The following is a 20,749-nucleotide window of genomic DNA, read 5'->3' on the forward strand; positions in this document are numbered from 1 at the left end:
GACGATTAGAGGACAAGCAGAGGACAAATAAAACCTCTTGCATATTATACCTTGTATTGCGTAAAATAGGAACATACATTCGCATATGAGGTGATAAAAATGTACACGTCAATGGAAGATAAACATAATGTAAAACTATATTTATTATTGCCTTTGGTATTGTCTGCTTTTGATCGTGATATAAGGCTGGCTGAGAAGGCTTTTAAGACGCCTGAGCCATATGTAAAGCTAATAGAGCAAGCAATGGATAAAGTACATCAGGAGCTTAAAGAGGTGCGCCAGTACATGCGTACCAACGGAATAAAAGTATACGAGGAATTAAAGACAGATAAAGCCATACAAGCAAAGTATTTATGTAAAGGTTATCACAGTGAAATGCACTTGCTTTGGAGTACAGCAACGGCAAGCTGCAGGATATTGATGGAGAAATACTTGGGCTTGGATGTAACTAAATACAAGAATCCTGCCGTACCTATGGAGCTACAGCAGTTTGATATATAAAAAGACCACCCTGTGTAAGAGTGGTCTTGATTTTATAGTTTATTTTTCTTTTTTGGATTTGTTTAATTCATTCATTAATATCTCATAATTTAGAGCTTTCTGAGCAGAATACTGATTCTGTTGTCCCTTAGATGTGTATTCTGCTATTTTCTTTTTTAATTCGTTTTCCTTCTCAGAAGATTTATCCTGATTAGATAATATTGTGGGAGTCGAATTGTAAGCTGTAGAAATCATTGTCTACTCCTCCTTGGATTGTATTTTTTCATTAAAATAAAGTTTTCTGTTAATCCATTTAAATCCTTCATGTTTTGTGATAGCTGCTATTTCAATCGGACCACCAACTGTCTGGAATTCTCCAGGCATAAACTTAATATAGTTTATTGTAGTCTCGATAAGAAATTTTGCTATGTCTATAGCGTCTTGTATTGGCATCGCTGGACTTATAATCGGTGCAGATAAATTATTTGCTGTCAGTTGCATTACAGTATTTATTTGTTCTTGTGGGATATTAGCTTGATGTAAAATTAATTCTAATGCTCCAGAATGTCCTCTTAGCAATCTTGTAATCGCCTCTGGTTGACCATACCATCTGCATCCAGTGTAATTGTGACCTCCAACCAACAAAGGTCCAGAGCATTCTCCATCCTGTTCTATTTGTATTAACCATTCTTCAGGATGATCACTATTTTTAGAATACCCAACAATAAGAAATCCCATTACATTTTTTAAACCCCATTTATAATATCTGTCAGTATAAATGAAATTGTAAAAAGATTCTGCGAATTGTTGTACTGTATACTCATTAACATCAATAGTATTTTCTTTACAAATTTTCTGTCTAAAATCTTTTATTAAGGTTGAAATTGATGAGCTACCTATATTACCCAAACCCCAAGTAATTAATCCTACAGGCAATTTTTTGTGTAAATTAAAAACTTTATTCGCATTGTTATATATATTCATGATGTTATTAGATCCACTAGAGGTCAGTTGGGACATTGTAGTTGCGCTGTCAGCCGCAATAACAACACCGTCATTCACTTTAATTGATAGTGCTAATGTCAAATTAATTACCCCTTATTAATATTGTTTTCGGATTAATTCGACATAAAGTTATACTTTCCTTTTTATTTGAAACATTTTATTTGTTAAAACAAAAATGATTATTTGTTTTTATATATTATGCATTTATAAGGTTATAATTGCAATAAATTTTAACTAATAATTAAATACCCCAAAAATATATTTTTAAAATACCATAATAATAATCTAAATGAGAGGACAGTTTTAGGATAATGTCATAAAAATAATATAGACCACATTAGCTGTTATGCTTCTGTGATCTTATTATATAGATACATTATACAAACATTGCCCCAATAATGAAAAAACCACTAACAATTGAATTAAAAACTATATTATGAATGATTGCTCTAGATGAATATTGTTCCCAATGAATTTCACTATAAGTATGCCCACACTCAGGGCAAAATCTAGCCCTTTTAGAGATAACTGCATCACAACTATAGCAATACATCATCGGGTCATTTCGTTCTTCTTCATCTTGCTTATAGTAACTAATTAAATCTTTTATATCCCAAAATAAAAAATATAAGAAAAGCAGACCCAATCCTAATGACGCAACTCCATAAGCTGAAATATCCTCCATGACCACACCTCTTATGTACTATTAAATGAAATAAACCCCACTGGCATTAGCCAATGAGGTCATTTACCGATGCTTTCGGATTTGTTCCAGTATATAACATTATTGTTAGGTTGTAAACTACTTAATAGATGCCGTCTTTGTCTTAGCATCCCAATCTAGTTTAACCCCCAGCGCATCAGTAATGGCACGTAATGGCACATAAGTTGTACTATCAATTAGCTTTGCACCATCTATGGACTTGCCACGCACAACCACGCTTACCTCATTTGTTGGCTTTGTAGCAGTCTTTGGCTGTAGTCCAAGGTGTTTGGCTAACCCTGATACATGACCGTCAATGATAGCGTTAATTACTTCTGTGCGTTTAAGTCTGTTTGCATCTGCTAGGACATCAATAAATAGATTTTCGGTTAATACAGCAGGCATCTTACTTTCACGTACCATATGGAGATTTTTGGACTTGGTTCCCCGATCAATAACCCCGAACGGGTTTAAGCGGCTTATGATCTCGGCATGTAGCACATTTTGCAATGCAACAGACGCCTGCGAAGATGTTGTATATCTAAAGGACTCAAAGCCCCCGGCACCACCGCCTGCGTTACAATGGATAGATACCAAGACATCAGCACCTAGCTTATTAGCTTGATTGGTGCGCTCCCTTAATTCCAAGAAAGTATCGGTTGATCGGGACAGTGTTACGTTAATCCCTTCATAATCAGCTTCTAATCGTTGCTTAATCCCTAAGGACACCGCTAGAGCAATGTCCTTTTCTTTAACTCCGTTTCCTACTGCTCCCGGGTCTTTACCGCCATGCCCTGCATCTATAAACACCTTTTTCATGTTATTTATCCTCCTTCGTATTGCCCTCACGCTTATTAAATGCAAGCTCAAACAAACCTGTTGCACTCAGTCCTGCAAGCCCACCAGACCACAAACGTAAGACTAACTCTAAGTTAGTAAATGGATAAGCAACCGCACCTACGATCAACCCAATAACTAAACCAACCAACGGCAATACGTTTTTAGGCACGTTTACAGATGCCTTGACCAGTTGTACCAACGCCAACACAAATACAGCCAATACAGATGCAAAGGCTAATACCTCAGTTAAGTTTTGATTTTCCATGTTTATCAATCCTCTCTAATTTTCGATATAAACAAAAAGACGCAAGCACTAGTCCAAAAACAATGCCCACGCCTTTAATGTTGTTGATCTGTCTTGTTGCGGTTCCTTGTAAGTATGATACCGTTCTCTTATATGTCTCGATGTCCGATACACCGCTCTTTATAAGGCTGTATAGAGCATCCCTTTGTGATAGGTATAAATAGTATTTAGTTGCCCAATCAAGCGTTAAAGCAAGCGTGATAGCACCAAAGCAAACACAAACGACTATAAAGGATATGTTAATGATTCGTTGTCTCATTTTAATCTCCCTTCGATGTGTTCAAGCTTAATGACAATCAAATCGTATTTTTCTGAAAATGTTTGCATAACATCCGTCTGTTGTTTGATGATTGCATTAAGCTCTTTTTCCCTTGCCTTGCTGTCTTCCGCTGACTCTCTTTCTCTCTTTTGGCTAGATAACCAAGCCCATATAAAAAGAACCGCAAACGGCCCTTGTGTAATGAAATATTTCCAGATTTCTGTTTCCATATGATTCCCCCGGATTGTGACTCGTGACTGACTAAGAGGGTAAAATAAAAGCACGCCACCAAATTAATTTATATTTCCCTACCAATCATGGCATAACCTATTGATAGTCCAGAACTCGAACTATTTGTTACATTACAACGCCCAGATTGATTAATTACGACTGACAAAGTATTGTTTCCGCTAATATTACTAGATGATTTACCAACGCTATCTTGAAAATATATTCCGCATGCATGACCGCTTATTCCAGAACCTGAACCTTGAATATAACAACCATATATAAAATCCATATTTGGAGGTAGTGGCAATTGCACACTTGTTCCCTGAGGAAGGAAAACAGAACTAGACGGAACAGAATAGACAACTATGCCTTTGCCTAAGTAATTACCCACAATCCCAAAAAGATTAATACCACTCTTAATATTTCCTGCTATTAAATCAGCATCTCCCTGCACTACAATATCAGTGTCGTAAATCCCTGCTTGCTTAGTCTGATTAACAGTACTAGGCGTAACTGTACCGCCAGTCCTTACTGGCAATGTACCAATTACATCTCCATTATCTGTTGTCGCTGTCTTTCCTGCTCTGATGTCTCCCGCTACTGCATTTCCTGATCCACCAGAGCTATCTGCCAAAAAATCCGCACCAACCTTGCGGAATGTATACGGTTTACCAGCAAGTAATTTTCCAGCTGTTAGCGTATTGCCACGCTGATCATACATATCAATTGCACCTAGTCCGTTTATGTTGATTGTTGGATTAATCGTATTGTTTATATGAGGTACAATCGTGATCCCAAATCCCTCAGGTATACTTGTAGGTGGAGGATCTAGTGTAACCACGTATGATCCTGCTGTACCTGTCGTATTAGCAAATGCAGGTTGTCGCACGTAATCAACCGCACTCTCATTGTTAGCATCCTGTAAATCGTTTATATCTTGTCCGATACTATTTAAATCTGACGGTAATACGGTATCATTTAACTGCCAATTTGTTTTAGCCATTAAGAAACCTCCCTTACATAAATCGTTTGTAAAAGTAATGTGTCTGATGCGATAGGCACGTACACATCATTAGTGCTTATTAATTGGTTAGTTGCTGTTTTAAGATCAATCTTTGTAATGAGAGATAACGCTGACGATGGCACTATATATTGCATACCAACCGTAGATGCGCTAACCTCTTTGACAACAAAACTCGTAATCTCATACGTATCATTTAATACTACTTTAGCTATTTTACTGTCTGTATACTCTGCGATTTCGTTTAAAAATGTAGATACTATCATTTAACCACCACCTCTGCGCCTAAATTGGCAAATGGTTTTTCTCCAAGTTTCCACGTTCCCAATTTATAGTTCCAGGATATATCACGCTTTGAAATACGTTCTTGAAACTCGATTACATCCTCTAGTGATGTTTGTTGTTGATATACAATGTTAGCTGGCTTAACGACTTTTACGGTATGCTCTACCTCTTTAAATACTGATGCATCGTTAATATTAGCCGTTACCGTTAAAGTAAAGTTTTGCACGTCCACACTGACAATAGTTAGCCCCTCACCGACTAAGTTATCTAGTTGACGTTGTAAGTATCTAATCGTAAATGGTGGTTTGGTTGAGTAACGGTTTATAAGGCGCTTACGTCTAAAATCAAGCGTTTCGGTGGTTGGGTCTGCTTGTATGCCTAATATGCGCTCTCTACGCCTTATAGATGACTCATTAGCCGTATTTACAAACTGGTCATTTAGTAAACGCTCTATGGCGGTTTCAACACTAATGATTTCCTGTGTCTCTGTTTCTGTTGATTCCACAAAATCAATGACATCGTGATAAATATCTGGTAGATACTCCAATAATCTATTCACTTAGCGTCACCGTCCCAAGCGCAGGGATTTGATCACTTGTTAAAGATACATTTGAGGCTGTGCCATTTAATTCAGTCTCTGACACGTCTAACACTCCGTTTACAGCCAATATGCGTGACTCTATTTGAGATATACGCACCGTAGTTGATGTCTCATCCTTCCACGTTTGGCGCAAAAATAAGAGATATGCACTTATAGCATCCTCGACATCTTGTTGGACTTGTCCAAGCGTAGTGCCAGATTGCAGTACTAACTTAGCCGACGCATTAATAGTTAATGAACTTACCCCGAATATTGTTACTTGATGTCCAATAGGAGCCTGCCCAAGACCTTGACCACTATTAACGGTAGGGTCAATAATCGTCTGCACCTCACTAACTAACTCTGTAGATGGTGGATTGTAATTGCTACTGATGATTGTTGCTTTGACTGTACCACCACCTTGCCAAGTAGGGTAAATCTTAACACCGCCAACGCCGTCAATCTCTTGTATCTTTTGTTTATAGTCTGCGATATTACCGCCAAATGGCTGTTCATTAACTGCTTCATAGTATCTGTTACGCAAAGATTCGTCCGTCTCTGTATCTGCGCCAGCAACTAATATATCTGTAAGTTCTGCTCGTGCTAGATTATCAATGTATTCAATCGGGATTAAACTTCCAAAAGGCTCATTTCCTGCTGTTCCAACGGTTTCAGACGTTAATATAAACTGTCCTACGCTGATTTTTTCGGTAACAGTATAATTCAAATCTCCGATACTGTAACGGCTGTTAATTGGCACATCCATTAGTACATCACCAGACGCATAAAACAAGCCTTTACGCTTGGCAAAGGTTGCTTGTTTACGATTTATGCCAAACTCATTTGTGCGCCTGTCTAGGTACTCCCCTGTGGCTGTATCGGCGTATGATAGCTCAATGTTAGTATCAAGTTCAATGTACATTTGAGCCAACTCTAACGCTGCAGGTGCTAAAGCGTCATAAATGATACTCCCCTGTCGCTTGTCTACGTCATTGTGTACTCTATCAAGCATTCGCTGTAAGATTGTTTCATATGTTTGTGACTCATACACTCGCTGTCACCTCACTTCTAAAATCTCCGAACGTTGAAACTACTCTAAAACTACATAGAGCTTCATCGCCTGTGATGTTTATTGTAAAATCCTCAATAGATGATATTCTCTCATCTTGCAGTAATGCTTCTGTGATTCTGCGTTGTATTTCTGATCTTACATATCCTTCACTACGTCCTTGCAATCCTTGTAGCTCGCTGCCGTAGTCGTCATCATAGATGAGATGATCAAAGCGCACCGTTTGCAGTATTTTATAAACAACCTGACGTATCGCTTGTAATCCGTCTGTTATCCCTTGTGATCGTCCGTTTGCCCAATCTATATTGTAAGTCCTGCTAGTCTCAATAACCTCTTGTGCGTCCTCTATATCTCCGCCTATAGGTATCATGTTGACACCGCCTTTTTATCAACAATTAAATAGCTTGATCCGCCTTGCGCTCTGATTAAGATAACAGCATCACCGACTTTAAGCCCTTCACGTATTACAATTTTATCTAGTAGCGCATCCTGAGTATCTTCTCCGCTAGTACGATGCTTGTGTTTTAGGTCTATCTCATAGCGTGTCAATGACTCAGGCAACCACAATGCATCCTCTGATATGTCAAAACGTTGGTCGATTGTAACAATAAGTGGGCTAACAGATTTAACCTCTCCTGAGATAATGTCTGACAACTGCTGTGACCTGTTATACTCTTTTACGACCTCTTTTATCGCATCTCCTAAACTACTCATTAAATCACCTTCAATTCGAGGCTTAGTGTGTATTCGTCACCGCTAAACTTGTGTGAGCATTCATCCACTAAATAAAATTGATTTATTGCTAATTCCTCGATTGTGACCGTTACAAAACATCCAGCCCTAACCATTGGATTGCCTAACGCATCAATTTTAAGCGTCTTAGTCTCTCTGTTTTTGACCTTTGCCAATGTATCAAGTAACTGTTTAATCTGAGCAGGATTCATATTTTCGTCAACCTTTTGAAAATACTGTAGTCTACCCCACTTAGATATATTTGCGCTATCTTGCGCTATATACACATCACGCTTTTTAGTCTCTTTGTTATCTCTCACTAGCTTGATACGGTTAAAGGTATCGCTATCAATGGACTTTTCAAAGCTAAATCCAGTCATCAAACTATCGTCACCAATGACTAGATCAAGCTTCATATCCTCTGAGTTTTTAATAATTAGGTTGCCAAAGTCGTCATACATCGTATAAATAACGCCAGTGTTAATGACCGTTAAGTCCAATGCTTTACAAATGATATCCATGAGCTTCTGGTTATCCTCAACCATGGATGGTATTTTGTACTTTGTATCTGCTACAGCACCCACTTTAATTCCAAAATCAGCCGCTATCTGCTTCATGATTGCCGCCGCTGTTTTATTTGCAAAGACGTATGTGTCATTACTGGTTAAGTATCGCATTTGGTCATAGGCTTTGATCCTTAATGTCTCTTCCATCTGTCGCCCTACACTAAATACATAGCCATAAAAAATAGGGACATCATCATATTTAGCTCTGATAATATCCCCATTGTTTAAGATGTAGTTAGAGTCTTGTAAGATCGTCATGTCAAAGCTACTAGGTTTACCGATACGAGAGGTCTTCCATGTTGCGTCTGTGACTAACTCCGATATGTTATATACTCCACCTTGTTTGTTATCTGTTATCACCTCTAACATGTAATCCCTCCCTTATGGCAACTTAATTACTCGCCCGATCTGCAACCGTTTTAACTCACTATCCTTAATTCCGTTTAGTTTTTGTATTTGTTTGTACTTACTACCATCACCCAAAAACTTTTTGGCCACCTTCCAGAGGTTATCTCCCTTGACCAATGTATATGTTTTTGGTTTAACCTTAGTATTTGGCCGTTTAGCTGCTGTCTTTTTCTTTACTGTTGGTGTTGCGGTAGTGGCGGTTGGCTTAACTACCTCTACTTTCTTTGCAGAGTAAAATTTATACTCCTTAAAACTGATGGAGTATTTAATGTCACCAACGGCGCCGCCCTCTTCTGCCCATGTAAATTTCTCGATGCTCACAGGTAGATTTATGTTCATTGGCCCACCAGTAAACACCAATCGCATTGGCTGCTTGCTCTCTCTCCATTTTGTGATCTTGTCAACAATATAATGGGATGGCTTAAATAATGCGCCTTGATCTACGTTACAAGCAGGAAACCAGTTGGCGGGGAACATACTATTAAAGCTTATCTCAGCTAGTTTTTTTGTTTTAATTACATTGACTTCGCCAAGCTTTGATATTTCATATGACTTACTATTACCCGACTCATTAACTTCGATTTTCTCAGGTAGTAAAGGGAATTCGATTGCTTCAGCTTCATTGTTGAAGCTTAGTGTTAAGGAGTATGACATGTTTAAACTCCTTTCTATACATTGAACGTTCCTGCTGCACTAGATGCAATTTCTTCTTGTAGTACTGTTTTAATACCAGCAACAATCTTGTTTATATCAGCTTCTTCTCTTACGTCACCTGTTGTAACTTGGACGGTAGGTGTTAAGCTCACAAAGTTTTGGATTGTCTTCATTTCGGCAAGCTCACGCATTAACTTTAAATCTTCAGACGATATGTCTACCTTGTCTTCAATCTTTCCTACTTTCCCAACCTTATCAACATCACCGACTTGCAAAGGCTTGTTTGGATCAAATAGAGAGTTTTTATTGCCAAGTCCTGCACCACTAACCTTTGCGCCTTTCATGGCATCTGCTTGCGCTCTTGCTGATGCTCTATCATTAAGCATCTTTTGTACATTGGCTTCACGCTCAGCTGCCTTTGCATCTGCTGCTTTGTTCATGGCTGCTAAATCAGCTTCCCTTGCTTGTTTTCTTGCTTCTGCTCGTACAGCTTCTTCGCCAGCAAAGCTAACTCTATTTATTGTTTCAAGTTCGACTCCTGGTATATTTTTCAGCACACTAATTAAACCGTTTATCATGTCGATTGCGCCATTTATTAAGTCCTGCAATATTTGCAAAGACTGAACTCTGGCCCAATCAAATGCATTAGCTATGCCGTGACCAACCCAAGTAAAGAAAATAGGTATGCGACTAAAGAAATTAAGAATACTATTCCACGCTCTCATGAATCCTGCTGCAAACTGATCATTTGTTTTCCATAATCTAACTAGGTATACAATCAAAGCGGCAATCGCACTTATTATTAATATAATCACATTGGCTTTCATGGCAGTATTTAAAGCTTGCCATGATGCAGTTAAACCGATATTTGCGGCAGTTAGTATATATGTCGCTACAGCGTTTACTCCTTGTGCTACGGCTACACCAATAGTTGCTAATTTCCACGCTGCAAAAGCTGTAACCAGTCCCCATATAATAGGCTCAATGTATGACCAATTGTCACTAATATAGGAGTAAACTTGTACTAACGCTTCTATCATTGAGATCAGCCAACTTATAGCGGTAGCAATACCGTTTGATAATCCATTAAAAAACGCCTGTCCTGCATCAGTTTGCAAGTATGCGGTTAATTGTACTATCTTCTCGGTTATCGATGATAACGGCCCACCAATCTGAGATAACGAAGAATACCACCTCATTACTTGGTTTTGTAGCACCGTCATAGCTCCACCAAACGTAACTGGCAGACCAGCGAACATGGAATCTATATTTTTTGTTTGCTTCTCAAATGCCTTAACGATTTTGTCGGCTGTTAATTCGCCATCTGCACCCATTTGCTTTAATTGACCTCTAGCAACTCCTAAACCATCAGATAAGATACGCATCATTACAGGCGCCGTCTCGCTCAATGATCTTAGCTCGTCACCTTGTAAGACTCCACTACCTAAAGCCTGTGACATCTGCAATATGGCACTACTAGTTTCGACTGCTGTAGCTCCGCTGATTGCCAGTGTCTTGTTAAAACTCTCAGCAAACTTTAATACGTCATCATCCGTTTTAAATACTCCTTGTGTACCAGCGCCGATTTTTATAATTAAATCAGCGGTATCAAGGTAACTCGCTCTCGTTCTGTCAGCTACGTCAAACACTTGCTTTTGTAACTGTGCAGTAGTTCGCAATCCATCATTTATCAAACCTAAACGTGCGCTAGTTGATGCTAGTTTATCAGCCCAATTCATAGCAGAGTTTATAGCATCAAACCCTCTTTTTAATAATTCAATCCCTTGATTAAGAGAAATAACACTGATTGCCAAGTTTTTCATTGACGAATTAGTGTTATTAACAGAGTTTTTAAAGTTGTCTTGTGATTGTTTGGCTGAATTTATTTGTCTGTTTATCTCAACTTCCGCTGACGCAATTTGCTGTTTTGCTGCCATCAATGTTTTATCTATATTTACATTTCTATTCGCTGTATCTTGCATTTTCATCATGCTTGATACCATCAAATTCATACCATTAGTTATACTTTTTAATGGTCCTGTCATTGCGTCAAATATTTTTAGCGAAGATTGTACTGTTGCTATAATTCTCACCCCTTTTAGGGACAAAATAAAAAGCGCCGTTAGGCGCTTATAGTTGGACTGTTCTTTTTGGCTGTTCAAACAAAACAGGATTTAATTTTGATTTTATTTTTTGTGCTGGTAGTGGATTCATTCCACTATCAAACATCATTGCGGCTAATTCTCCGTTTGATTTCTCATAGTTAATAATAAAGTAGTAATTTCTAGTTTTCTTCTCTTTATTCATTGCCCTAGAACCAACGACTAATCCAATTGGGCCAAACATCAAACCACCCGCTATGCCTTTGACAGCACTACTGTGGACTATATTAGCTATTTCTATTTCTGTTTTAACCTCTGCAGCCCTTAATTGAGAGTTTAATACTTTAAATTCCGTACCGCCACCGTCAATAGAAAGCCCATCTTTTTTCACATAAAGAGTACACGCCGTTTTTTCTGAGATTGGCAAACCCTCTACATGCGTTAGATTTGCATGAGCTAATATACCATCATCTTGTAATTGTTGTTTTCTGCTTTTCGAGTTAGCCTTTGGCTTTGCCGCTATCCCCAACCCAATACATATTGCCATTAGTAAAAGTGCCAAACCTCCACCTTCTACCGCTGGATCATTGAGACTAATTATAAAAACCATTAAAAATGAAATTGACGTTAGAAACATTACTATTGATGCGATAATACGCAACGCCCTCATGATATACCCCCTAATAAGATACTGTTGTACTAATATTAGCAGATATATCCAAGGATTTGTATTACTTTGTTGCATTTTTCTCTGCTTGTATCCTTATATCAATAGCCGCCATTATAAAAGCCTTCTCTTTTCTGGGCAATGAGAGAAACTCACTCGGCCATTTATTAAACTTATGGAGAGCGTAGTAAGCGTAATTCGACTCGGCGTCTGGTTCGCTCCCTACGCTCCCATTTATTAGTTTTTTGCTTCTTCCACCAAACTATCCATGTCAACGTTAAAACCGCTTAATTTCTGGATTTCTTCAGCTAAAGTTGTGATTTCACCAGATAGTAGCACTTTGTTCAAGTAATCTTCTGGATTGATGGCGCCTACTTTAGCTAAAGATGCAGCATCCTTAAAATTAGGCTCGATTGTATGCTCAATAACTAACGAGCTATTAAATTGTTGCGTATTAAAATCAACCTTACCTTTTTTGCCAATAGTCATACATCTTTTTCTAATAGATTCAAACTCTGTATTAGACAAGGCTTTAATTTTAAATTTAAGAAGGTTTCCTGCACTGTCTTTGAATCTTGGAGAAATTGCAACCTCATCTGTTAATCCATTAACTAAATTGTCGTTTAAAAAATCCTGTAATGTACTCATATATTATCCTCCTATTATTGAATTACCGGTCTACCAAACTCGTCCAAAATGTCAGCATCATCAAATGTAAACTCTACATCTTCATCCAACATTTCAGAATCCACATCGAACTTTGCCATAACTGCACTATCTAAATTCACATTTTTTAACACAACTGTCTGTTTACCTACGCTACTGGTAGGGTCGTCATTGATAATTTGCAAATCAAAGTATGTGTCAACGCCCGTTTTCATATATTTATACATCATTCTCCTGAATGTCGGAGAACCGTAATATAGATTCATTTTGCCTGTGCCTTCGTAACCATTTGATTTCGACTGAGTACCAATCTTGCCAAGTGTCTTGCCTTGCGTTTTATTTTTTTTTGAAATCGCTTCAATGTTCTTAGCGTGGAACATTTCTTCTACTTGCTCATCAATGGTGGCGTAGGCTTTCCCAGCTTGCCCTGATATAGTATCTTTTAAATTTAAAAATGACATGTTACATCACTCTCACTTTCTGGTAAATCTTCTCGATTGCGTCCACTGGTTGGGCAACCATTTCCACATACACACTATCTGCGTCATTTCCCGCAACAACCTCAATATCATTTTGGCTATCAAAGTTTTGAATAGCGTTTAAATCCTGCAAAGTAGTCATGTAAGAAATAACTTGCGCTTTAAGCAAATTTCGTCCGTCGGCATTATTATCAACTTTACCAATAAAAAACCGTTCGAAGTTTGAGCTTAGATCATTAGCAATCGCATCAAGCACACGCATAACCCTGTTTTTGCTGAAATGTTTTGCTTTGTCTGCTGTAAAGCTAGTAAATGTATTAATGTCCTGCTCAATAACAGCCTGACCGTTACTCATTGTCATGACCATTTCGCCGTTTTTAAGCGCTTGTATGATCTCTGTGTTTGTATATTTAGGTGATACGTCCACAGCATTTGCAATAGGCGTGTAGGTTAATGATTGGTTAACATTTGCACCAGCTTCTAACGCTGCAATCTCCCATAATAGGTGGATAGTAGGCACGATACTACCATCACCTAACACGATGCTGTTTTTAAGGCTGATAATACCCTCGTGATCGGCTTGTGGGTAGTTTTCTAATACAGCTACCACTTTCTTACCTTCGTCCCTTACACGCTTAATCCAAGCCGTTACAAGTGATTTAATAGTAGAGTCTGTACTTGGGATACCCAAGACATTAAAGTCCTCGACCTCTAATCTAGCTAATCCAGCGCTCCATGTTGTACCCGATACCGTACCATCAGTACCACCAACTAATGATGTGCCTGCCGTTGCCGATAATGCACCAGTACCAGTAAATACTACAAAGTCATTTGATGCTAAGTTTTGTACTGTGTCTACTGCAATTTGGCTCGCTACAACCTCATTATCCAGTAGCGTGTAAACATCAAATGTGTTAGCTACGTCAATATTTTCTTGCACAATGATTTTTAAGTCATTACCACGCACACCAGCATATTTAGCCGTAGCAGTTAATGCGTCGTCTGTAACCGTCGCTTTAGCCGCTCCTGTCAATCCAAGTCGGTAGATAATAACTTTACTAGCATGTTGTGTAGCCGCTGTTATATGGCGGATACGTTCGTCTGTAGCGGCGTATCCAAGTAGAGGTAATGCTTGTGTGAGATATTCAGCTGAATCAATTGTGATTAACTGCTCGCCCCATGGTAAGGGAGCTATAAAAGCGGCTGTGCCACGCTCGCCAATTGTGGTTGTTGTACGTGGTTCACTTACAAAGTTCGTGTATACTCCGGGTCTAACTTTGTCCTGTTGAATCCAAGTTCCTCCTGCCATGCTACTTCACTTCCTTTTGTAAAAAGTCATTAATAACAGTTTCAACCTGTTGCAACGTGTATTTTTTTTCATCCTCCAAAAAGGCACTAACAATGTCTCTATGCTGTGCAAACCTAGAGGACTGTACAATCTGATCTTTTGTGTACCCTACGGCTTGTGTTGCTTCTTTTTCTTTAGCCATTCTTTAACCTTCCTTCCTGTTCCAGACTGTTCATTTTGATCTCGTCTGGCTTGTCCTTTAAAACATGGAAATTAAGATCAAACATAAAATGCAATGTCCTGTCTACAATCTCATGTGTCGCTCCTGTAACTCTGTATACTGCTCCGTCTATATCAATCGTTAATAGGTTGCTATAAAGGTTCTCAGCCATCTCATGACCGTATTTGTTGTACTCGTCTAGCGGTGGGAAATAGTGAATATCAAAGGCATGAGAACGTAAAAAGCGCCTGTCTAACTCTTTGCCTTGTCCCATTGTTAGGAGCTTGACAAAAAATGACGGACGCTCAAAGTCTTGAGGTACTTCCTCATCGTACAGCGCTATATCTGGATACAAATTAGACAGTGCCAAGGTGACACCATCCCTTATGCTGTTTACGGTTACTGGCATGTGTCACCCCTTCCTGCCATTCATCAACTGGTCTAGTATCTCAATTTGCTTTCGTTCAAGAAACTTAGGCAATTCTCGTTCAATTTCCTTCATAGATATGGTCATCATGAAGCGACCTTCCACCCATCCAGTGAGGTCTTTACCTGTTCTGTGACCATATTCTACGTATGCTGAGTATTCAAGGTTATTAAATATTTCAACCTCATACCCATTGCCTTTACGTACAACATTACTTACTTCCCAATGTCGCCTTAAATCGCCTGTATCAACTGGTGTGCGCCTTTTAATCTTTGCTACGGACCTATAAGCCATTTCTAGCAAAAATTCACGTATCCACCGTTCAATGATTCTTTGATCCAACGCCTTTTTAAATCTACCAGCCATATCCTCAAACTGACTAAAATCAAACTCTCCCCATTTAGCCATGGCTATGACTCCGTATCACGTTGGATGCTTATTTCTTGGTGTGTGGGATACATAAACGCTTCTCCAGCATTGTATTTACGCACAACGTCGTTACGAGTCACGTTTATAATATCACCTTGCTTAATCTCAACGTCTGGAGATATAAAAAGCTTAGTCTCATAGGCGATATTGTTTTTGGTATCCGTTTGTCCGTTAGTGCCTAATGCCTTTTGAGATATACGGCAAGGCTGATCAGATAAAATAACCTGCAACTCCTTACCGTTTGCTCCATTGGGCTTCTTAATAGTCACCCAACGACTTATGCTACATCTGTCCTCGTACATTTTTTCGATGTTATGGCGGTATTTATTGTAGTTAACCAAATTACCACCTCATTTTACGGTAGTGTACAAGATCGATGCGATAGTTAAGTACTACCTCATCAATGACCTTTTTAGCAGTGTTGGACAATCCAGATGCAGACGATGCACCACTTATAGATGTATCACCTATCTTGATATTGCCCTCACCGCCTACAGTCTCATTTATTGCGTCAACGTTGATAATCTCCACCCTGACAGCATCCATCACCATAGATGCCCATATATCCGTTAAATCTGTTGGTATATCGCTTATGTTGCAATAATGGATAATGCGCCGCCCAATCTCTCGTATATAAGAGATGAGCAACGCATCATGTGTTGTGTCATTTATTTGCAATCTAAGCTTTACTATCTCCAATACCGTTGCTTGATCGGCTGGATTAGTCGGCAACATGATACTAACCTCTGGATACGATACGTGCGATTGGGATAGCTTTGTGTGCAATGTATTTACGTGCTGCACCTGCGCCGCCATCATGTACTAGAGTCCAGTTAGCGCCGTTTTCAAGCTCCGCACTTGTTGGCGATAGAGTTGCTTGACTTGCTTTAGTGTAGCTAATGCCGTAAGGAGCAAAACATTTACGTTGACGGCTATACAATGTATCTTGACCACCATTTGTTTTAGGATCACGATACATTTCAAACGGAACTTTTGCGCCAATGTCTTCATAATCAAACGCACCCTCACCCAATACATAGGTGGTGTATTTGTTGTATGCAGGAGTTTCACCAGATGCTGCAACGGTTTCTACTGGCATGGAATCATCAATTAATACAATTCGTCCATTCCACGTTGCTAATGTAAGCTCACGTTCAATGCCATTTGCATCCGTTTGTTTAAGGTATGCAAGTAATTTGAGGTTTTCTAGGTTAGTTGCTACTACTGAGTGCATGATTGCAAGTCTAAACTTAGATTTGTTGTCACCGCTTGCTTGTTGGATAGCACTATTTAGTGTAGCCGCACCGACTAATGCCGCATCATCTGCATTTGCTGTAATGTCGTATGTGTGATTATTAACAAACTCTAAGTTTTTAGCACCAGTCATGCTATAAATACCTTTTAAGATACTAAGCAAGGTGTTTTGATCGTTAATATCCCAGTACTCAGCCACTTGTGATGCAACGTTATCCATAAAGTTTACGCCGCCTGTGATATCCTCGGAAAAGTCACTTTCCATCCACGCTTTAGCACGACCGATTACAACCACACTGCGCTCAAATGTTGTTGTGCTAGTTGCTGTAATGTCTGTCACGCCGTCATAGTTTAGTGCTTCGCCATCTAATAAGCCATACATAGGCAATGTGGCGTATGCTGTGCCTGTGCTTGCACTAAATGCATTACGAATTTCTGAGTTACCAGTTAATGCACGAGATTTTAAAAGCTCGTTTTTGCGTGTTTGTGGGATACGTGATACATAAGCGCCGAACGCTTCAGGGTTAAATGTTTTTGAATCAAATTTTGCCATGTGTTAAATACCTTCTTTCTTATTTTTAAATTTGTGCATTAGGATTAGCTGCAAGGTACTCCGCAAGCTCTGTGTAAGTCATTTCACTTGTCTTTTTAGGCGTTGACGCTGGTGGTGCGCCATCTGTTGGAGTCATCCCCTTAAATGTAGGCGCTGTAGGTTCTTGGACAAACAAAAAGGACTTGCTATCACGCAAAGCCTTTACTTGATCTTCATATCCTTTTTTAATTGACCCATCATCACCAAGCTCAATGACCGACTTATCTAGTAAACTAGCCACTAAATCAACATCATGTACACTATTTCCTAATGCTTGCTTTAATGCAGAGCTAAGTCTTAATTCTTGCTTTTCTGCTTCGTGTTGCTCTTTTGCTGCTTTGTTTTCAGTCTGTAGCGATTCAATTTGTTTTCTCAATTCTTCATTATCACCACTAGACTTCTTTAATTCTTCAAGTTGCTTATCACGTTCTTTTAAGCTTTCCTCGGCTTTCTTTTTAGCCGTATTCGCTTCGTCAAACTTCTCTTTCGGGAACCAATTCCCATCAGTTACGATAGCAATCTTGTTTTCCCCTACCTTTTCAGCCACTTGATTATATAATTCCTCACCTAACAATTCTTTTAAATCCATATATCTCTACTCCCTTAATGTTTTATTTACGTGTTACACCTCACGCAATGGGCTTGCGTTCGTTCAACCCACGAACCTTTAAAGAGGGCAGCGCCTAGTTTAATGTCATGCGACAGGACAACGTATTAAGCTACTACTTTTTCAAATTTTTCTTGTAACCACTGCTCTGTACACACTTTGAGCGTCCCATCAGCTGTCTTGTATACACATTCACCTTGTTTGATAACAATTACATCAAAATTACCTCTGATCACACGCATTCTAAAACTACCGTCTGGATTAAACTCTACAGCTGTAGGCAATCCAACAAAATTATTTACTGCTGGTATAGACGGAAAATCCTCTAGTTTAATCGCAAAAACCGTGTCTCTTGATCTGTATTCTGCTACTTCTGCCATTTTACATATCCCCTATGCTATATATTTTTGATACCATTCTTCATAATTCATATCGCTAGGCACGTTGTACGTTTTACCGTCTTTACCCCTAGCAATTCGCTCGCTTGGCTCCTCGTCTCCAAAATATGCGACTGTAGTCGATCTGCAATTAGCATGTAAAGGTGGGTAGTTAACTCCTATCTGCTTATCTGATAGATTAAACACCCTATTATCCATGCTTTGGCAAACTTGGCTTGTGCGGCTGTCTAACGTGGCTAAAAATTGATACTGTTTGACTACTCCGCTTTCTCGGTATCCTTTGTAGGTAGCTTCACCCATGATGTGGGCGCTCTCTGTGCGTACCAAGCGTTGAGCGTTTGATTTAGATACATTCATGCGATCCTGTACAGTCTTAGTGACCTTATCCAAGCTATCACCACGTATAAACGATTGAGTTAGGTTTGTTTCTAACTCCCTCAACAACTTTGTTCTGTCATCCCAAATACGTGAACTATAATCACTACCAGCCCATTTCTTTGTTATGACCGTCTCTACTGCTCTTGTGTCAACCCTAGCAAACGACGCGCCAAAACCCACACCTTTTTGTATCTCAAATAGTGTGCGGTAATAGGTATCTGTATAGGTGTCTGATATCAAGGTTGTTAGCTCTTGATGTTCTTGCGCTTTAAGCATCTCAATCTGTTGTTGTATCTGTACTTGTAATGCTTCGTATCTCGTTATCCTGGTGCGGTAGTATACGTTATTAAGTTCCTTCGTCCATGCTCCTGACTCATTGCCTTTTGCAAGCTTTGTAAATTCCTCGACAGTCAGCTTAAACTCTTTTAATTCGCCTTTGTTGAGTATCTTCTTAGCCTCTAACATCGTTACTTCGTTGTTACTGGCGAACCGTCCATAAAAAGCGTCTATGTCCTTCTGGATGCTCTTGTATGCTTTGCGGTATTCTTTCTCTAAACGCTCATTTAATGAGTCCGCTTTTTTAAATTGTCTGTTGGCTATCTGCTCACTGCGTTTATTCCAATAATCAGCGGACTTCATCATTTGTTACCTGCGGATCAGGACTATTTAAATCTGGATAGTCGGTGTAACTGTCTGTTTGCTCCTGCTGTATCCTGTCTAACTCTTCCTGCACGTTTGTAGTCCAAGGATGATTAGCGACTATCGTTTCGTCAGATATGACACCTTTACTCTTGGCAGCATTTTCAATAGCTTCAGTCTCATTAATGATAATGTCTCTATTAAAAATAAATGTAACCTCTTCATTCGAATAATCTTTTCTGTATCTGTTTAGAATGTCCGTATTGATGAAGAATAGCAGTTGCTCCAACGACCATTGGTACTCCGTCTCAATCATATTGCAATCTAAGTCTAGATCGGCATATACAAACTTGAGCGCCTTGCCTGACTTATCATTGCCTAAAATGTCTGACTGAGAGTCTACACCTCTACCAAACTCGTATATGTCTCTACGGTTTTGATCTTGATGTGCCTTGTAAGCATCTGTATTAAGGTTGATGTCCTTTGTATCGACTCCACCATCGTCTGTAACCTTTACGGCACGATATACGGATAGATTGCGTCTAAACTCACCCAAATCCTGTCCATCCAAGTTTTTGAGTACAAATATGCTATTTGGCGCATCCTCCAAAGCGTTAGAGTTATCAGACTTTTGTTTATCGTAGTCATCAATGAGTGACTTTATTTGATGGATTAGCGGCAATTCCTCGTCATTGTACTTAAAGCACACGAACGGTACTTTGTTCCAGTTATGAGGTATTTCCTTTTTATCTGGATTAACTAACTTAGCGTGAGGGCTACACCAATTAGCGCCGTATGATGCATCTGGTACAACTCTGTCTTTTTCGTACACTAACCTCATTACACCGTCTTTTGTCCAATGCTCTACTCTAGTGATCTCTTTACGTTCTTCCGCTTCATAGGTGATATATTGGTATACCCTAATTACAGACTCTAACTCAGTGTGATCAGAGTCTCTCCATAAAGGTATAATCTCATTTGCTGGCATGCGTTTAAGCTTAAATTGTCCTTGCTCATCGTAGTAAGGATGTAGCCATGCTATCCCTTTCTGGATGCTCTCTTTACCAATACGCTGTATTAATCGCATAAAGTTTTTATCAAAGTAATCTTTTGATAAGATTTCTTCATACGTCTCGTCATCTGCCTGTGCTGTTATCGGCTTAGACAGCAAATAACCCACCTTTTGATCAATTAGCTTTTTAGTAAAGTTATGATGCAGTTTGTTATTGGCTACGTTTGTAACCTCAATCATGTTCCCATCTGGTCCGATTGCCATTTTGCGGCGCTTTTTTATGTCTGGATGGTCTTTGTAATATTGCTCCCCTATAATCATCCAAGCAAGCTGGTGCGACTTCAGCCAGTCTTTTACCGCATTATAGACAATCTTATCAATGCCCATTGGTGCGTTAATATTAAGGTTATTTATGATTACGTCTGTCTCTGTTGGCCCGTTAAAAAATGTCATA

The 20,749-nt window shown here is 39.1% G+C and carries 30 protein-coding genes; 1 reads left to right on the plus strand and 29 read right to left on the minus strand.

Annotated elements, in window-relative coordinates; all coding sequences use genetic code 11:
• Window positions 1–99: 99 nt before the first annotated feature.
• Window positions 100–501 carry a YhjD family protein gene (locus J2Z32_RS16985; protein WP_210090379.1) on the plus strand — a complete coding sequence of 134 codons (402 nt, stop codon included), beginning with the start codon at window positions 100–102 and terminating at the stop codon, window positions 499–501.
• A gap of 39 nt (window positions 502–540) precedes the next feature.
• On the opposite strand, the gene J2Z32_RS16990 is transcribed toward J2Z32_RS16985, so the two are convergent.
• The 29 genes from J2Z32_RS16990 to J2Z32_RS17130 form a co-directional block, all read right to left on the minus strand.
• Window positions 541–735 carry a hypothetical protein gene (locus tag J2Z32_RS16990; RefSeq protein ID WP_210090380.1) on the minus strand — a complete coding sequence of 65 codons (195 nt, stop codon included), beginning with the start codon at window positions 733–735 and terminating at the stop codon, window positions 541–543.
• Between the two features lie 3 nt (window positions 736–738).
• Complete coding sequence (locus J2Z32_RS16995; RefSeq protein ID WP_210090381.1) at window positions 739–1,566, minus strand: Ntn hydrolase family protein; 828 nt, start codon at window positions 1,564–1,566, stop codon at window positions 739–741.
• Between the two features lie 295 nt (window positions 1,567–1,861).
• Window positions 1,862–2,170, minus strand: coding sequence for a zinc ribbon domain-containing protein (locus J2Z32_RS17000; protein WP_210090382.1), 309 nt, complete (start codon window positions 2,168–2,170; stop codon window positions 1,862–1,864).
• A gap of 117 nt (window positions 2,171–2,287) precedes the next feature.
• A complete protein-coding gene (locus J2Z32_RS17005) occupies window positions 2,288–3,007 on the minus strand; it encodes an N-acetylmuramoyl-L-alanine amidase (RefSeq protein ID WP_210090383.1) in 720 nt (239 codons plus the stop codon).
• A gap of 1 nt (window position 3,008) precedes the next feature.
• The gene (locus J2Z32_RS17010) at window positions 3,009–3,293 is read right to left on the minus strand and encodes a holin (protein ID WP_210090384.1); all 285 of its coding nucleotides are present in this window, start codon (window positions 3,291–3,293) and stop codon (window positions 3,009–3,011) included.
• 294 nt (window positions 3,294–3,587) lie between these two features.
• The gene (locus tag J2Z32_RS17015; protein ID WP_210090385.1) at window positions 3,588–3,821 is read right to left on the minus strand and encodes a BhlA/UviB family holin-like peptide; all 234 of its coding nucleotides are present in this window, start codon (window positions 3,819–3,821) and stop codon (window positions 3,588–3,590) included.
• Window positions 3,822–3,889: 68 nt separating this feature from the next.
• On the minus strand, window positions 3,890–4,825 hold the full coding sequence (locus J2Z32_RS17020) for a hypothetical protein (RefSeq protein WP_210090386.1): 936 nt from the start codon (window positions 4,823–4,825) through the stop codon (window positions 3,890–3,892).
• Complete coding sequence (locus J2Z32_RS17025; RefSeq protein WP_210090387.1) at window positions 4,825–5,109, minus strand: ketopantoate hydroxymethyltransferase; 285 nt, start codon at window positions 5,107–5,109, stop codon at window positions 4,825–4,827. Before J2Z32_RS17025 ends, J2Z32_RS17020 begins: the two co-directional genes overlap by 1 nt.
• Window positions 5,106–5,687, minus strand: coding sequence for a putative phage tail protein (locus J2Z32_RS17030; RefSeq protein ID WP_210090388.1), 582 nt, complete (start codon window positions 5,685–5,687; stop codon window positions 5,106–5,108). The genes J2Z32_RS17025 and J2Z32_RS17030 overlap by 4 nt, the downstream gene beginning before the upstream one ends.
• Window positions 5,680–6,759, minus strand: coding sequence for a baseplate J/gp47 family protein (locus tag J2Z32_RS17035; protein ID WP_210090389.1), 1,080 nt, complete (start codon window positions 6,757–6,759; stop codon window positions 5,680–5,682). Before J2Z32_RS17035 ends, J2Z32_RS17030 begins: the two co-directional genes overlap by 8 nt.
• Window positions 6,752–7,147: a DUF2634 domain-containing protein gene (locus J2Z32_RS17040; RefSeq protein ID WP_210090390.1), complete on the minus strand. Its 396-nt coding sequence runs from the start codon at window positions 7,145–7,147 to the stop codon at window positions 6,752–6,754. The genes J2Z32_RS17035 and J2Z32_RS17040 overlap by 8 nt, the downstream gene beginning before the upstream one ends.
• Window positions 7,144–7,491 carry a DUF2577 domain-containing protein gene (locus J2Z32_RS17045; protein ID WP_210090391.1) on the minus strand — a complete coding sequence of 116 codons (348 nt, stop codon included), beginning with the start codon at window positions 7,489–7,491 and terminating at the stop codon, window positions 7,144–7,146. The genes J2Z32_RS17040 and J2Z32_RS17045 overlap by 4 nt, the downstream gene beginning before the upstream one ends.
• Entirely contained in the window at window positions 7,491–8,444 is a 954-nt protein-coding gene (locus J2Z32_RS17050) for an XkdQ/YqbQ family protein (RefSeq protein WP_210090392.1), read from the minus strand. Before J2Z32_RS17050 ends, J2Z32_RS17045 begins: the two co-directional genes overlap by 1 nt.
• 12 nt (window positions 8,445–8,456) lie before the next feature.
• Window positions 8,457–9,137: a LysM peptidoglycan-binding domain-containing protein gene (locus J2Z32_RS17055; RefSeq protein WP_210090393.1), complete on the minus strand. Its 681-nt coding sequence runs from the start codon at window positions 9,135–9,137 to the stop codon at window positions 8,457–8,459.
• A gap of 14 nt (window positions 9,138–9,151) precedes the next feature.
• Window positions 9,152–10,951: a tape measure protein gene (locus J2Z32_RS17060; RefSeq protein ID WP_210090394.1), complete on the minus strand. Its 1,800-nt coding sequence runs from the start codon at window positions 10,949–10,951 to the stop codon at window positions 9,152–9,154.
• A 316-nt stretch (window positions 10,952–11,267) separates the two neighbouring features.
• On the minus strand, window positions 11,268–11,909 hold the full coding sequence (locus J2Z32_RS17065) for a hypothetical protein (protein WP_210090395.1): 642 nt from the start codon (window positions 11,907–11,909) through the stop codon (window positions 11,268–11,270).
• A 234-nt stretch (window positions 11,910–12,143) separates the two neighbouring features.
• Window positions 12,144–12,554, minus strand: a complete 411-nt coding sequence (locus J2Z32_RS17070; RefSeq protein WP_210090396.1) for a phage tail assembly chaperone — start codon at window positions 12,552–12,554, stop codon at window positions 12,144–12,146.
• Between the two features lie 14 nt (window positions 12,555–12,568).
• Window positions 12,569–13,033, minus strand: coding sequence for a phage tail tube protein (locus tag J2Z32_RS17075; protein WP_210090397.1), 465 nt, complete (start codon window positions 13,031–13,033; stop codon window positions 12,569–12,571).
• Window position 13,034: 1 nt separating this feature from the next.
• Window positions 13,035–14,360, minus strand: coding sequence for a phage tail sheath family protein (locus J2Z32_RS17080; protein WP_210090398.1), 1,326 nt, complete (start codon window positions 14,358–14,360; stop codon window positions 13,035–13,037).
• 1 nt (window position 14,361) lies between these two features.
• Window positions 14,362–14,541 carry a hypothetical protein gene (locus tag J2Z32_RS17085; protein WP_210090399.1) on the minus strand — a complete coding sequence of 60 codons (180 nt, stop codon included), beginning with the start codon at window positions 14,539–14,541 and terminating at the stop codon, window positions 14,362–14,364.
• Window positions 14,534–14,968, minus strand: coding sequence for a phage tail terminator family protein (locus J2Z32_RS17090; RefSeq protein WP_210090400.1), 435 nt, complete (start codon window positions 14,966–14,968; stop codon window positions 14,534–14,536). The genes J2Z32_RS17085 and J2Z32_RS17090 overlap by 8 nt, the downstream gene beginning before the upstream one ends.
• A gap of 3 nt (window positions 14,969–14,971) precedes the next feature.
• A complete protein-coding gene (locus J2Z32_RS17095) occupies window positions 14,972–15,394 on the minus strand; it encodes an HK97 gp10 family phage protein (RefSeq protein WP_210090401.1) in 423 nt (140 codons plus the stop codon).
• A gap of 2 nt (window positions 15,395–15,396) precedes the next feature.
• The gene (locus tag J2Z32_RS17100) at window positions 15,397–15,756 is read right to left on the minus strand and encodes an ABC transporter ATP-binding protein (RefSeq protein ID WP_245251554.1); all 360 of its coding nucleotides are present in this window, start codon (window positions 15,754–15,756) and stop codon (window positions 15,397–15,399) included.
• Between the two features lies 1 nt (window position 15,757).
• A complete protein-coding gene (locus tag J2Z32_RS17105) occupies window positions 15,758–16,150 on the minus strand; it encodes a phage head-tail connector protein (protein ID WP_210090402.1) in 393 nt (130 codons plus the stop codon).
• Window positions 16,151–16,154: 4 nt separating this feature from the next.
• Window positions 16,155–17,222 carry a phage coat protein gene (locus tag J2Z32_RS17110; RefSeq protein ID WP_210090403.1) on the minus strand — a complete coding sequence of 356 codons (1,068 nt, stop codon included), beginning with the start codon at window positions 17,220–17,222 and terminating at the stop codon, window positions 16,155–16,157.
• A gap of 25 nt (window positions 17,223–17,247) precedes the next feature.
• A complete protein-coding gene (locus tag J2Z32_RS17115) occupies window positions 17,248–17,850 on the minus strand; it encodes a phage scaffolding protein (RefSeq protein WP_210090404.1) in 603 nt (200 codons plus the stop codon).
• Window positions 17,851–17,975: 125 nt separating this feature from the next.
• A complete protein-coding gene (locus tag J2Z32_RS17120) occupies window positions 17,976–18,248 on the minus strand; it encodes a hypothetical protein (RefSeq protein WP_210090405.1) in 273 nt (90 codons plus the stop codon).
• Between the two features lie 12 nt (window positions 18,249–18,260).
• Window positions 18,261–19,286 (minus strand): minor capsid protein, encoded by a 1,026-nt coding sequence (locus tag J2Z32_RS17125; RefSeq protein ID WP_245251555.1) that lies wholly within the window; start codon window positions 19,284–19,286, stop codon window positions 18,261–18,263.
• Entirely contained in the window at window positions 19,270–20,748 is a 1,479-nt protein-coding gene (locus tag J2Z32_RS17130; protein WP_210090406.1) for a phage portal protein, read from the minus strand. The genes J2Z32_RS17125 and J2Z32_RS17130 overlap by 17 nt, the downstream gene beginning before the upstream one ends.
• Window position 20,749: the final 1 nt, after the last annotated feature.

Origin of the sequence: Paenibacillus turicensis (assembly GCF_017873435.1) — a bacterium.
Taxonomy (GTDB): Bacteria; Bacillota; Bacilli; order Paenibacillales; family Paenibacillaceae; genus Fontibacillus; species Fontibacillus turicensis.

Coding starts and splice junctions, on each gene's coding strand:
- J2Z32_RS17020 (WP_210090386.1), bottom strand. CDS start 4,825: ATGGCTAAAACAAATTGGCAGTTAAATGATACCGTATTACCGTCAGAT.
- J2Z32_RS17105 (WP_210090402.1), bottom strand. CDS start 16,150: ATGTTGCCGACTAATCCAGCCGATCAAGCAACGGTATTGGAGATAGTA.
- J2Z32_RS17090 (WP_210090400.1), bottom strand. CDS start 14,968: ATGCCAGTAACCGTAAACAGCATAAGGGATGGTGTCACCTTGGCACTG.
- J2Z32_RS17050 (WP_210090392.1), bottom strand. CDS start 8,444: ATGTTAGAGGTGATAACAGATAACAAACAAGGTGGAGTATATAACATA.
- J2Z32_RS17080 (WP_210090398.1), bottom strand. CDS start 14,360: ATGGCAGGAGGAACTTGGATTCAACAGGACAAAGTTAGACCCGGAGTA.
- J2Z32_RS17070 (WP_210090396.1), bottom strand. CDS start 12,554: ATGAGTACATTACAGGATTTTTTAAACGACAATTTAGTTAATGGATTA.
- J2Z32_RS16985 (WP_210090379.1), top strand. CDS start 100: ATGTACACGTCAATGGAAGATAAACATAATGTAAAACTATATTTATTA.
- J2Z32_RS17130 (WP_210090406.1), bottom strand. CDS start 20,748: ATGACATTTTTTAACGGGCCAACAGAGACAGACGTAATCATAAATAAC.
- J2Z32_RS16990 (WP_210090380.1), bottom strand. CDS start 735: ATGATTTCTACAGCTTACAATTCGACTCCCACAATATTATCTAATCAG.
- J2Z32_RS17025 (WP_210090387.1), bottom strand. CDS start 5,109: ATGATAGTATCTACATTTTTAAACGAAATCGCAGAGTATACAGACAGT.
- J2Z32_RS17115 (WP_210090404.1), bottom strand. CDS start 17,850: ATGGATTTAAAAGAATTGTTAGGTGAGGAATTATATAATCAAGTGGCT.
- J2Z32_RS17005 (WP_210090383.1), bottom strand. CDS start 3,007: ATGAAAAAGGTGTTTATAGATGCAGGGCATGGCGGTAAAGACCCGGGA.
- J2Z32_RS17045 (WP_210090391.1), bottom strand. CDS start 7,491: ATGAGTAGTTTAGGAGATGCGATAAAAGAGGTCGTAAAAGAGTATAAC.
- J2Z32_RS17000 (WP_210090382.1), bottom strand. CDS start 2,170: ATGGAGGATATTTCAGCTTATGGAGTTGCGTCATTAGGATTGGGTCTG.
- J2Z32_RS17085 (WP_210090399.1), bottom strand. CDS start 14,541: ATGGCTAAAGAAAAAGAAGCAACACAAGCCGTAGGGTACACAAAAGAT.
- J2Z32_RS17120 (WP_210090405.1), bottom strand. CDS start 18,248: ATGGCAGAAGTAGCAGAATACAGATCAAGAGACACGGTTTTTGCGATT.
- J2Z32_RS17065 (WP_210090395.1), bottom strand. CDS start 11,909: ATGAGGGCGTTGCGTATTATCGCATCAATAGTAATGTTTCTAACGTCA.
- J2Z32_RS17010 (WP_210090384.1), bottom strand. CDS start 3,293: ATGGAAAATCAAAACTTAACTGAGGTATTAGCCTTTGCATCTGTATTG.
- J2Z32_RS17055 (WP_210090393.1), bottom strand. CDS start 9,137: ATGTCATACTCCTTAACACTAAGCTTCAACAATGAAGCTGAAGCAATC.
- J2Z32_RS17015 (WP_210090385.1), bottom strand. CDS start 3,821: ATGGAAACAGAAATCTGGAAATATTTCATTACACAAGGGCCGTTTGCG.
- J2Z32_RS17040 (WP_210090390.1), bottom strand. CDS start 7,147: ATGATACCTATAGGCGGAGATATAGAGGACGCACAAGAGGTTATTGAG.
- J2Z32_RS17095 (WP_210090401.1), bottom strand. CDS start 15,394: ATGGCTAAATGGGGAGAGTTTGATTTTAGTCAGTTTGAGGATATGGCT.
- J2Z32_RS17110 (WP_210090403.1), bottom strand. CDS start 17,222: ATGGCAAAATTTGATTCAAAAACATTTAACCCTGAAGCGTTCGGCGCT.
- J2Z32_RS17075 (WP_210090397.1), bottom strand. CDS start 13,033: ATGTCATTTTTAAATTTAAAAGATACTATATCAGGGCAAGCTGGGAAA.
- J2Z32_RS17125 (WP_245251555.1), bottom strand. CDS start 19,286: ATGATGAAGTCCGCTGATTATTGGAATAAACGCAGTGAGCAGATAGCC.